This window comes from Metabacillus sp. SLBN-84, assembly GCF_053629595.1.
Genome location: NZ_JBRJIP010000006.1, coordinates 145,149 through 157,586, shown reverse-complemented (window position 1 = coordinate 157,586; position 12,438 = coordinate 145,149). Strand labels below are relative to the sequence as shown.

9 protein-coding genes are annotated in these 12,438 nt (G+C 50.3%); all 9 read left to right on the top strand.

Annotated elements, in window-relative coordinates:
* The coding region (locus RKD52_RS22295) for a thermonuclease family protein (RefSeq protein ID WP_454101587.1) at positions 1-671 on the top strand (671 nt) is incomplete at its 5' end.
* A gap of 55 nt (positions 672-726) precedes the next feature.
* On the top strand, positions 727-1,227 hold the full coding sequence (locus tag RKD52_RS22290) for a hypothetical protein (protein WP_454101586.1): 501 nt from the start codon (positions 727-729) through the stop codon (positions 1,225-1,227).
* Positions 1,228-1,254: 27 nt separating this feature from the next.
* Entirely contained in the window at positions 1,255-1,878 is a 624-nt protein-coding gene (locus RKD52_RS22285) for a hypothetical protein (RefSeq protein ID WP_454101585.1), read from the top strand.
* Positions 1,879-2,127: 249 nt separating this feature from the next.
* Positions 2,128-2,502 (top strand): hypothetical protein, encoded by a 375-nt coding sequence (locus RKD52_RS22280; RefSeq protein ID WP_454101584.1) that lies wholly within the window; start codon positions 2,128-2,130, stop codon positions 2,500-2,502.
* A 221-nt stretch (positions 2,503-2,723) separates the two neighbouring features.
* A complete protein-coding gene (locus RKD52_RS22275; RefSeq protein ID WP_454101583.1) occupies positions 2,724-2,930 on the top strand; it encodes a hypothetical protein in 207 nt (68 codons plus the stop codon).
* A gap of 119 nt (positions 2,931-3,049) precedes the next feature.
* Positions 3,050-3,556 carry a hypothetical protein gene (locus RKD52_RS22270; RefSeq protein ID WP_454101582.1) on the top strand — a complete coding sequence of 169 codons (507 nt, stop codon included), beginning with the start codon at positions 3,050-3,052 and terminating at the stop codon, positions 3,554-3,556.
* Between the two features lie 183 nt (positions 3,557-3,739).
* Entirely contained in the window at positions 3,740-6,592 is a 2,853-nt protein-coding gene (locus RKD52_RS22265; RefSeq protein WP_454101581.1) for a fusion protein (includes pXO2-28-29-30), read from the top strand.
* A 316-nt stretch (positions 6,593-6,908) separates the two neighbouring features.
* Complete coding sequence (locus tag RKD52_RS22260; RefSeq protein WP_454101580.1) at positions 6,909-7,868, top strand: hypothetical protein; 960 nt, start codon at positions 6,909-6,911, stop codon at positions 7,866-7,868.
* A gap of 191 nt (positions 7,869-8,059) precedes the next feature.
* Entirely contained in the window at positions 8,060-12,256 is a 4,197-nt protein-coding gene (locus RKD52_RS22255) for a hypothetical protein (RefSeq protein ID WP_454101579.1), read from the top strand.
* Positions 12,257-12,438: the final 182 nt, after the last annotated feature.

The window sequence follows — 12,438 nt, the reverse complement described above, 5'->3', positions numbered from 1 at the left end:
AGAGGGAAACAATGACGAGAGATAAGAAAGACCCATTCAGCTTGCACAAGGGTGCCGCTGGCGTAACCTTGACTCTGTTGCTCGCGGGCGCGCTCGCAGGATGCGGCGGTCAGGCGGCAGAAAAAGAGAAGACGGATCCTGTTGGTGAAACGGTCACAGAAGAACCGGTCGAGGCGGAAAGTGAACCAAAAGAGCAGGAAACAGGAATCGAAGCGATCACCGAAGAGGCGATGGTTGCATCCATCGTTGACGGGGATACGATTGTGATAAACGGTGAAAACGGGGAGGAGACGATCCGTCTCGCAGAAATAGACGCCCCGGATAAGAACCTGCCGGACGGTACGCCGGATGAGCAATTTGGATTCAAAGCCAACGAATACGCAAAAATGAAGCTGGAGGGCGCCGCGATTTTGCTGGAGCGCGCTGAAAAACAGGATGATAAAGAAGGGCGCGCGCTCGGCTATATCTGGCTGAAAGCCGGAGGCGACCACCTGAACTATAACAAAATGATGATCCAAGACGGGGTTGCCCGTGTAGAAGAGGGTGCGAATGATAAGTACCTTGAGGAGTTCCGCGCAGCGGAAGACGAAGCGAAATCAAAGAAAGAAGACATCTGGAGCATTGATGGCTACGTTACAGAGGATGGATTCGACGCATCACTTGTCCAATAATGAACCGACCCGGTAAATGGGTCAACCAATCACAGAAGAAAAAGGGGTGAGGTGTATGACAGGCACACACGCTGTCCGCGAAGGTCGGCCGTCTACCAGACGTACAAGAGGGACGGCCGGATTAACCGAAAGAAAACCGGAGATTGCTAGAAAACCAGGGGAACGACGGGTCCGGTCGTCCACAAGGGGGACAACTCAGGACCAACCTGCGGCTGACCGACCTGTCCGCACGGCTTCTACACGAAACCGGCAGGTTGGACAAACCACCCGCGTTCGCGCATCAACAAGGCAGTCGGTGTCGCCTGCTCATAACACCAGCCCAAACCGTACACAGGTGCAGGGGGCGCGCCGGGAAGTCAAGCGCAACCAGGCTCCGCTCCAATTTGTTGCGGTGATGTTCTTTGTGGTCATCGTCTCGGTGTTTGCGTTCGGATTGCTGCAGGGGAATCCTGCATCGAACGAAGTGGTGAGACCAGATGGGGAGTCAGGTTTTGAAGTCATCTATGAAAAGAACGGAACGACCAGCACAAACACGGGGATTCTCCGCGGCAAATAATAATCACGACAAAAAGGGGGCTTTGCGTTGAAAAATTCTAAGACGTTTTTACAAGATTTATTGAATCAAAAAGATGATTTGCAAGAAATTGCTGACCATGTTAAAGAGAACACACAACGTGTATTTTCTATTCTTGTCACGGAGATTAAGAAACAATTAGGGAGCGTTTCGCATGGTTATTCAAGCATACGACGAGATTCAGATTCGATCCTTGAATTTGAGCTCTCTGGGACAACAATTGGATTGGCCATCGTTGAGGGTACGTCATTAATTCGGGATGAGAAACTGTTTGCTGAAGAATTTTACGAAGAGCAAAGAATGAAAAGCTATAAGGACATCATCCATGATGAGAACCTCGTCCAATCTTTTACCGGGATGATTGTAATGTATGTCAAAGTAGATGCTGCTTCACACGTCGTGTTGAGCCGATTCTATGTCAATAAACACCAGGAAACGATTTACCGAAGCGAAGTCGGCTGGTATAATCGGCATATTTTCACAAGCGGAACACTGGTTGATGAAGTTGGAGATTACCTCCTTCGTTCTATTCAAGACGCCTTTTTTGAGTTTAAGACATATTGGAACAATGACCAACGTGAATTCATTAATATCTCAGATTTGCGAGAGCCAAGCAACATTGGCTTTAAATGAAACATGAACGAGGGCTGCTAACAATAGCAGCCCTTTTTGTATAAATGCGCACTCTAAAAAGTTAAACATTAAACCAGTTGTTCAACAAATTGATAGATGAGTGCGCTTCTTTCAGTTGCAATTCTATATCGTTAACGATTGTCTGTGATATAATGAAGAAAATACTTGTATTTTTTGTAATAAATTACATTATATTGAAAATACAGATGTGCGAAATCTTTAAAACTATGAGAAAGGGGTGGGGGTGAGATGGTTTTAAAATCAAGAAACACAATGGTCACGTCGGCGGTTCTTTTTCTTTTAGTCGTGATCCTGTTGAGGTTTACCGGTGGATTCTTTGAGGATAACATCGTTCGAGTGGTTGGTTCGATCTCTGGCGGAAACGCTGAGAACATTCCGCTTTTAGATTTCAGTTCGGTGAATATGTCCTGGCTGAACCCTTCGAATTGGTCGACGGAGGAGTTTGCATCTGCGATTAACGGATGGCTGCATGACATGATCGATTCAGTGCTTCCAGCATTCATCCATATGACCAATGTTGGACTTATCACAACAATCGCTTTCCGTGCACAGCTTATAAGCGCGGCAGTCGCAGTTGGAAAGGTTGCACCTGCAGCGTTGTGAGAACGAGTTCACCCCAAGAGTCGGACAACCGGCTCTTTTTTTCGTGAAGTGATTGTAAAGTATCACATAAAATGCTGGGTGTCCAGTATTTTTAAAATCAGTTGTTAAACATTTCATCGGTGCGGTTCTTGCAATTTTCGTTGACTTCCATTATATGGAAGGTGTAAGATGGACGTAGGTCATAACGACACTATTTGATAGAAAAGGGCAGGTGGGAACAGATGTTAGAATCTAATACGGACAGATCGTACTTCATGATCGGAGCGGTTATCGTAGCGGCCATCTTGATTGCCGGTGCAACATTCATTTTCAGGGATGTCATTTTCGGGGACAGCGGATTCATTGATGACTTGGTGACAGGTGTGTTCGATAAGGCTAACACAATGGTTGGTGACATTGACACTGATGATGGTCTCGGCGGCAACTAATCATCAAACCGCTGAGCATACAAGAAGAAGCCCTACAATCAGGGCTTCTTTTTTTGTGACAGTTCCCGTATAATAAAATAAAAGGAAGATTATTCCAATTAAAAACGAGGTGAACCATCATGCTAAGGGATGTGCCGAAAATCTACTTGCTTATGTTTATCTTTATCTCTCTATTAAGTCTGCTCGTCGTCTGGTATATGAACATGTTCCAGCGGGATGAGGGCACGCTGCAGCTGAACGATGCGATCCTGTCTGCAGCTGTATCCGAAGTCGATCAGACGTCCAGGTTTTATGAGGGAGCCTTGCTGTTATCGGAAACGTTCGAACCGGAAATTTGGGAGCGCCTGTCGGCCGTCTATGATGAAGGGGACGCGGTCCAGTTTGATTATATGTTCGACACAGAAGACGACCGGTTTGACAATGTGGAGACCGGCACGGTCTCCTCTCCGACTTATATCATCGGGGGATCCGGCCAAGATGCTCCACGATTAGATCATGTCACGTACATGACGGGACGTCCGGTCGAGGCCGTTCGGGTCAAGATTCGCCTGAAAGATGACCGTGTTGGAGAGTGGAGTCACACGTCGACCGTCTCTGTGGATGCGGCGAGCCGCTCCGGAGAATGAACCGCATGGAATCCTCCGTGCGGTTTTTTTTTGTTCAACAAAATGCTGAACGCTCAACGATTTTGTTTCTTTTTACATATATTTACAGTTATAATGAAGTAAGGAGCAGGGTGAAGGACGCCCTGCTGTCCTCATTTAAAAGGGAAGGGTGTTGGTTGGTTTATGGGGATCGCATACAGGCGAATGGTTCGCTTCTGTCTGGCCGGGATGATGGCTCTTTCGATCGTGCCACCGTCGGCTCACGCCGAGGCTCCTTTGCAGTCGGAAGTGGAAGACGAGTCGGTCAAACAGCATGAGCTGTTTGAATTTGAAGCATCAATCAAGCATGGAGACATCGTAGACGGAACAGAGGGATTTGATTCAAACGATGAGCCCGGGAATGATTCCGGCCCGCACAACGGGATCGTCCGCTCATGGGACAGCGTGACGTATCCGCTCAAGGTCACGATCAACCCGAAAAAAGCCGATAAGCTGGAGAAAATTAAGCTGAAAATCTCCGGAGAGCTTGAAAACGGCGTGACGGGTGCTCGTATCAATGCGAAGTTCGCCGTGGGCGGGAAAGAAGATGTTAACGGAAAAAAGGTCAGCTTTGTTCAGGAATACACGATTGAGCGCACCGGAAATTCCATCATGATTCCGGTGGCGATCGAGGTGCTTGGCGCAAAGCCAGGTGTGAACCTCACCCCAAAACTGCAGGTTCAGGTCGTCAGTGTCGATGGTGTAACAATTGAAAAAGATAACGTCGTGACGGCATTCCACGATCTTCCGGGCATAACCGTCAGTTCAAAGGTAAGCATTAAACCGTATGTAAACAGTGGATTGTATCGGAACGGGATTCCCAATTACCCGTACTCCAGAATTTCAGGTGATCCGGATGATAAGCGTAACATGCACGCATTCTCGCTATCGTGGAGCATCGCAAACCTTCCGGGTAAGTCAAACTTTCGCGGAGCGACGTTCCCGGATCCCGAAGGGAAAATTAATTTCCGGATCGAGCTGGAAGGCGAAGTGGCCTGGGATCAGCCCGCACGAACCGAAAAGTTGGATTTCGACGGCCGTGACACGCCGTTTATGATGATCGACCACCGTCCAATTAGTTTCATCCATAATGCCGTTGGATCAAAAAACACGCTAATGGACGGCATATCCTATCGATTCGACAAGTCTCCGTTTTATGGTGCGCCGTTGTCACAATTAGCCAACATGAATGAATCCGAAACGCGCCGTTCGGTGTGGGATAGCGGCGAGTGGGAGGTCACAAAACCTGACCAAGGGAAACACGTGGTCACATACGAAGGGTCGAACACCGGATATGTGATCGGGAGTACATTCCCTCGCTATGAAGCGGGCGGATTCACCGGCTATTCGATTTTCAACGCCAATGACCGGTTCTTCGCCTCCCATTCGTTCCTGGTGCTTCTTCCGAACGAATACCGCATCGGAGGGCCAAACAATCAGGACGACAAGGGAAACAACGTGAACTATAAAGCAACCGCAACGCTGCTAAGCTATACGGATGAAAACGGGACGAACATTCCTCTTGCGAATCCGCTGAAAAGCTCCATGTTTTTCACGGAACGAAACAATCCGAAAGGCGCGTACGCGACTCACGGAACTTTCCAGGGAAACCCGAGCGGTAGATGGCTGGGAACGCCGAACGTCGGGTGGCACAGCGTGTCAAAAGGGGATGCGTCCTCATTGCTTGGGGAGGATGTGTTTTTCCACGTCGATTTGGGACCGCAGGTGACGTCCTACGGCGGTTACAGAGCCGTCTACCGGTGGAACACCGACGCGTTTGAGCTGACCGAAAAATATGCAAAAGACGCTGAGAACATTCTCTATGACAACGGGTATATCACGCCGATGCTTCATGAAGTGAGGAACAACCGGGAGACGCAGCAAGTGTTATACGGTGTTCCGAAATTCACTGATAATGAATTCAGGAACTTCACAAGCAAAGGGATCAATGACTACGAATGGTTTGCCACGTTCGCTCAAGCAAAAGCGACAGGAAAGCCAATCGGGGCGATTCAGCGAAACATCACCGCTCCGGTCGGTCCGGGCTGGCGGGGTGGCGGACGAGTTCCACTGCGAGTGAAGCATGAGAACATCGGCATCGGATCCAAAACCAAAAACGGGACCGCGAACGTTGCCGTCGTAAACTGGTATGTGTACCCGAAAGAAGACCGCTCGATGATGATTGACATCTCAGAAGGCAGAGCGTACCACAATCCGGCCATTTGGGATGAGAACGGCACCATGCTGCAGAAGCAGTCGCCTTCCGGGTCGACGATCAACTTTGAGACACTCGCGGTCGTTCCAGCTGAAACATCCAGCGTGCTTACATCGGACAAGTCGTCGTATTACAACTCGGAAACGATTAAATGGACCGTTGATAACAGCATCGTGCTGCCGGAATCAGGCGTCCCTGACAATTTGGATGCCGGTGTGACGGTCAAGAACACCCTACCTGCAGGGCTTGACTACAAGGCAGGATCGGGTAAAGCAGGGAACCAAGTGACCGAGCCTGAAATCATGCGGCACCCAGATGGGTCGAAGACCCTTGTGTGGCGCCTGCTTGTATCCAACAGTAACCGAAGCATCCCGCGTGTCACGTTTGAAACAACGATTAACCCGTTCGCGCTCGATACAAACGGGGTGCAGTCCAGCATTGAAGTGAAAAGTGTGATTGAATCTGAGCTGGATAAGCGACAGGAACATCTGCGGACGACAACCAAATCCGTCACGATTTTAAAGGTCGGAATGGTCGGTATCTATGAATCGATCGACAAGACCTACGGGGATAAAAACAGCGACTTCACTCTGACGCTGTCTCCGTATACGACGATCGAGGATGAACAGGGCGTGACAGGCCTGACGCATCTGCCGCTTTCAGGGGATCGTCTCGGCTCTGAGTATTCTGGCACAGCAAAGATCAAGGCGATCAATCAAACCATTGAGCGCCGCCACAATGAACCTGTGAGGATTTTCTTAAACCATCAACCGGTGCATAGCACACACCCGAAACGAAATTGACACATCCACTGGCGGCTGGTATGAATACACGGGTAATGCGGGTGAGTTGGACGGTGCGGTCAGCCTTCTCTTTTATGTCGAAGGGAAAATGACGAACCGGGATACGATTAAAATCGACGTGCAGATCCAGACAGAGGGGAACGGGTTCGGCGACCAGTATTTGAGCGAAACCGTGATTAACTCCGATACCGACTACCGCCTGTCACCGGTCTCCAACAGGGTGAAATACACAATCCGTGCGGACCTGGAGCTCAAGCTCGAACGCTTCCAGATTTACACGAACAAAGCCGATCGCGGACTTCCGACAAGCATCCGTGTGGCACAGAACGTTCTGGAGGCAGAAGCGGTAAGCGAGAAACCGATTACGCTCGCCATCTACGACCGGGCGACCGGAAACAAAGTCGCAGATAAGACGTTCAAGCAATCGGAGCTGAGACGGGAAAATGCGATTTTAATCCCACCCGACATTCTCCAAAAAGGAGAGAAGCGCAATTTCATCGTCCGCCTGGAAGGGTATGACGAGGACAGCATCTGGGTGAGGGATGGCGAAGGATCACTCGACACCGACGGCTACGCCTCCAAAGAGGGGACGCTGACACTAAGCGATGCGGACCGGAACGGCATCATCGCCTTCGAAGGGGTCGTGATGACCGAGCGTGAGCTCGGGAAAGACATGGCTTCATTTAAAGAGTCACTGAATATACCTGCCATTCCGGAACCTTCGGTCAAATCGGGCTACGGGTTCAGCCTGCCTGTGAAAACAGAGTACACGAATGAGCTGCTCGCGGACGTTTCAAACCGCATCCAAACGACGTTTGATCCGAACGTCCGGGTGGAGATGGACGGAGAACTCCTGGATGAATCACTCGATTACCCGGACGGTGCGAGTGGGTCCGAGATTCTCCAGATGGACGGAACGGAAACGACCGGCCCGAACAAAGTCACGATGAACTACAAGCTGCCGCAGGTGTTTTTAGACCGGAAGTCAGGCCTGACATACACCGCCATTCAGAAAGAGAACTGCAGCATTCCAGGCGATGACGTGCTGGATGCGGGACACCGCGTATACGTCCCGGTCTGGATCCGGGAGGCAGGGGCGTACAATGCCGCCATCAAGAGCGGAAATCCGGTGGGGTCGCACTTCATGCGCTTTGACATCGATCGGAGCGTCCATGTGAAAGCCTACATGTTCAACCATACGGACTCCGAGACGCCGGACGATGACGAGCTGCTGCTTCATCCGATGAAGCAGGGCGATATTCCGTCCGATTGGTAAACAAATTGCATAAAACGCTGAACGCACAGAAGAATGCCCCTACTTGGGGCTTCTTTTATTTGGAAAAATATGTATAATAAAAGAGTGGGCGAATACGTGAAACGCCTGGGTTTTTAAATTCAGGTGCCAACAAAGCAAAGGGGTGAGTTTTACGGGCGGATCACAACTAAATATAAAGAGGTGGTGTTGGCATGACACATGCGCATAATTCACGTTTCAGGAAGTGGGTGGCAGCGGGGCTTTCCGCTATCATTCTATCGGGTTCATTTTATTCACCGACACACGCCGAAGAACCAACGGGCATTGAAGACGGTTCGATTAAGAACCATGAATTGTTCGAGTTCGAGGCGTTCATCAAACATGATGATGTGGCGGACGGAACGGAACCGTTTGACAACAGCGACGAGTCCGGAAACGATTCCAGCGAGCATAACAAAATTGTCCGCTCGTTCGATACGGTAACGTATCCTCTGAAAATCACGATTAACCCGAAAAGGGCGGATCAGCTTGAAAACATCAAGCTCAAAATCTCGGGGACGCTGAAAAACGGCATCACGGATGATCGCGTGAACGCGAAATTTGCCGTAGGTGGCACAGAGGACATGGCGAACAAAACCGTGAGCTTTGTCCAGGATTACACGATTGCCCGCACTGGGAACTCGATAATGATCCCGGTCACAATCGAAGTGCAGGGGTCAAAAGATGGTGTGACCCTCACGCCTGATTTAAAGGTAGAAGTCGAGAGTGTGGACGGTGAAAAAATCACGGGCGTTTCGACGGCTTTTACAGACCTCCCGGGCGTGACGACAAGCGCGCAGGTGAACATCAAGCCTTATATCAACTCAGGTCTCGCAGGGCAAGGGATCCCGTATTATCCATACGCGGGAATCTCGGGTGATGATTTGGACAAAGAAAACACGCACGCGTTCTCCCTGTCCTGGGGTGTAGAAAAACTCCCGGGGAAAACCGACATGCGCGGCGCGACCTTCCCTGATCCGAAAGGGACGATCAAATATAAGATCGAAATGGAAGGGAACGTGGCGTGGGACGCTTTGCCGCACCGGAATGACAGCGTACCGTTCGATTTTGAGCGAAAGGATGAGCCGTTCCTCTTGTTCGACCACCAGCCGATCAACCAAGTGTCACGAAAAATCGGGCAGCCGAACATGCTCGCAGACGGCATGTCCTATCAGTATTCTTATGCTCACACCTATTCGGCCCCGCAATCGAAGTTTCCGGATTTGAAGCCACAGACCATCAAGAATCAGAGCTACCGAATGGTATGGGATTCAGGGGATTGGGGCGTGAGCACTCCTGATATTGCGAGAAACAAAGTCACCTACGAAGGGACGAACACTGGGTTTGTCATCGGAAGCACGTTTCCTCAGTATCGGTCAGACGGATACACGGGCAGCCCGCTTTACGGAGTGCAGGATAAAGTGTTTTCTTCTCATTCCTTCATTGTAAAGATGGCGAACGAATACCGGATTGGCGGTCCGAACAACGAAGAAGAATATGCGAACAATGCGTACTACCGGGCGTACGTCATCCTGACCGGGTATGAGGATGAAAACGGGAATGAATTGCCGTTTAATAAGCGTGTCGGTATCACGTTTTCTGAGCGAAACAACCCGAACGGATCGTATGATGTCCAGAACACGTTTTTTGCCAACCCGAGCCGTAAGGAGCTTGGTACCCCGAACGTCGGCTGGTCTGAGGTTTCCAAAGGGGATGCGTCGACCTTGCTTGGAGAAGATGTGTTTTATAACGCAGCGCTTGGAAAAAGCGTCATCTCCTATGGGGGATACCGCGCGATATTCAGGTGGAACACCGACGCGTTTGAGCTCACCAAAGAATACGCCAGTACGGCTGAGATAAATCTGTACAGCGATGGCTATTATACTCCGATGCTGAAACACGTACGAAACAATAAGCAAACGCAGGAAGTTTTGTACGGAGTGGCTAAGTTCCAAAACAATGAGTTTGCCAACTTCACATCCAAGGGTATCGACGATTACGATTGGTACAAGACATATGATGAAGCGATAGTGAAAGGTCCGGTCGGCAGCATGCAGATGAATGTCACCGCGCCAGTTGGTCCAAAATGGCAGGGTGGGGGACTCATACCACTCAAAGTGAAGCACGATAACATCGGGATTGGTGCCATAACGAAAGACGGCTCAGCGGCTATCGGTGTGACCAACTTTTATCCGTATCCGAAAGAAGACCGGTCTGTGCGCATCGACGTGACAAAGAACCGTTCCTATCATAATCCCGCCATCTGGGACGAGACGGGTACCATGACGAAGAAGCAGTCACCGGCTGGCGGTTCGGTCAATTTCGAGACTCTTGCGATCGTTCCGGCCGAAACGGCGAGCATCTTGGAGTCAGACAAGACATCGTACTACAATTCCGAGACGATTCACTGGACGGCCAAAAACAGCATTGTGCTGCCGAGATCGGGTGTTCCGGACGACTTGGATGCAGGGGTGAAAGTCACACATACACTCCCGAAAGGCTTGAACTATAAAGTGGGAAGCGGAAAAATCGGGAATGCTGCGACGGATCCGGAAGTTGTCGTGAGACCGGATGGTACGACCGACTTGGTCTGGAGCCTGCTCGTATCCAACAGCACGCATAAACTTGAGAACATCACGTTTGATACGACGATCAACCCGTTTGCCCTCACTGCGAGCGGTGTTCAATCGAGCATCGCAGTCAAAAGTGTGATTGAATCAGACCTCGATCGAAGAAAAGAACATCTGAGGACGTATACCAAATCCGTCACAGTCCTAAAGGTTGGGATGGTCGGAATCTATGAGTCGATCGATAAGACGCATGGTGACAAGAACAGTGAATATACGGTCACACTGTCCCCATACACCACAATCGAGGACGAAGAAGGGGTAACGGGGCTGACGCATCTGCCGCTCTCAGGTGATACCCTCGGATCGGATTACGATGGAACGGCGGCCATCAAGAGTATTGATCTAAAAGCCGACCGCGTCCACCAGGATAAGTCGGTTTCGATCTACCTGAACCGCTCTCCTGTTCACAGCGATAAGCCGCAGGATGTAGATGTGACAGAGGGTGGCTGGTACAAGTACACGGGGGATCCGTCACAGCTGGACGGTGCGGTGAGTCTTCTCTTCCATGTGGACGGGAAGATGACCAATAAAGATTCCATCGAAATTGACGTGACTGTGGAAACCCGTGATAATGCGTTCGGGGATCAGTACCTGAACGAGACGGTCATCAACTCGGATACCGATTATCGCCTATCTCCGGTCTCCAACCGGGTGCGCTACACGATCCGGGCCGACCTGGAGCTTGCGCTTGAGCGGTTCCAAATCTATACGAACAAAGCAGACAGGGGTCTCCCGACAAGCACCCGTGTGGCCCAGACCGTATTGGACCAGGAAGCGGTGAAGGACAAAACCATCACGCTTGCCATCTATGATACAGGGACGGGCGAGAAGGTCACGGAAAAGACCTACAAGCAGCGGGACCTCCGGAGCGAAAACCCGATCCGCATCCCGGCCGACGGTTTGAACAAAGCCGATAAGCGGAATTACGAGGTCCGAATCGAGGGGTATGATGAGGACACGATCTGGGTGAAAGACGGAGAAGGCGCCATCGACACGGACGGTTACACCTCAAAAGAGGGGACGCTGACGCTTGAAAATGCCGAAGCGAACGGTGACGTGAAATTCAAGGGTGTCGTGATGACCGAGCGGGAGCTCGGGGGAGACATGGCGTCGTTTCACGAAGAGTGGGTGATGAAAAAAATCACGGAGCCTGTGGTCAAGTCAGGCTATGGTTATTCCTTCAATCCGAAGCTGAATTATTCAAACGAACTCCTGAACGACGTGAAAAACCGGATTGAGGGCGTGAATTTCGCCCCGGGTGTGAGCGTCCATCTCGATCACAACCTGATCGACAAATCGCTTGAGTATTACGACCCCAGTGCGAACTACCGGGACGGAGACCGCATCCAAGTGAACTTCAACCGGACAGAAACGCCTGGCGTCAACAAGCTGGATTCTTCTTATAAGCTGCCGCAGACTTATCTGGAGCAGGGAACGGGACTTACGTTCACGGGCAACCAGAAAGAAAACGGAGAGATGAGGGGGACACCGCTCGATGCGGGTCAGGAGCTGTATGTGCCGGTCTGGATTAACCGGACAGGCGCTTTCGATGCCGTATTGAAAAACAGGGAAGCGATTGGATCGCACTTCATGAACGTGGATCTCCTGCACCACGTACACGTCCCAGCGTATATGTTCAACCATACGGATTCCGAGACATCGGATGAAGATGAGCTTCTGCTTCATCCGGTGAAACAGGCTGACATTCCGGAGGAATGGAACCTGGGGCAAGCCCAATGAGAATAGAACCTGCCGACCTGGCAGGTTCTTTTTATTACATATTACGTAACAGGTTTTTGTAAAAAGATGTATTTCGGTGTACGTACGATTGTTTATGCCATCAAATTAAGTTGAAAACCCTATACGCCCAGCATTTTTTATCGTATAATAAAAAAAGACAAATGGAAATATTTTCTAGTTTT

What these genes read in the sequence shown, in the direction of transcription:
- RKD52_RS22275 (WP_454101583.1), top strand. Translation starts at nt 2,724, where the DNA reads ATGTTAGAATCTAATACGGACAGATCGTACTTCATGATCGGAGCGGTT.
- RKD52_RS22280 (WP_454101584.1), top strand. Translation starts at nt 2,128, where the DNA reads ATGGTTTTAAAATCAAGAAACACAATGGTCACGTCGGCGGTTCTTTTT.
- RKD52_RS22290 (WP_454101586.1), top strand. Translation starts at nt 727, where the DNA reads ATGACAGGCACACACGCTGTCCGCGAAGGTCGGCCGTCTACCAGACGT.
- RKD52_RS22270 (WP_454101582.1), top strand. Translation starts at nt 3,050, where the DNA reads ATGCTAAGGGATGTGCCGAAAATCTACTTGCTTATGTTTATCTTTATC.
- RKD52_RS22255 (WP_454101579.1), top strand. Translation starts at nt 8,060, where the DNA reads ATGACACATGCGCATAATTCACGTTTCAGGAAGTGGGTGGCAGCGGGG.
- RKD52_RS22265 (WP_454101581.1), top strand. Translation starts at nt 3,740, where the DNA reads ATGGTTCGCTTCTGTCTGGCCGGGATGATGGCTCTTTCGATCGTGCCA.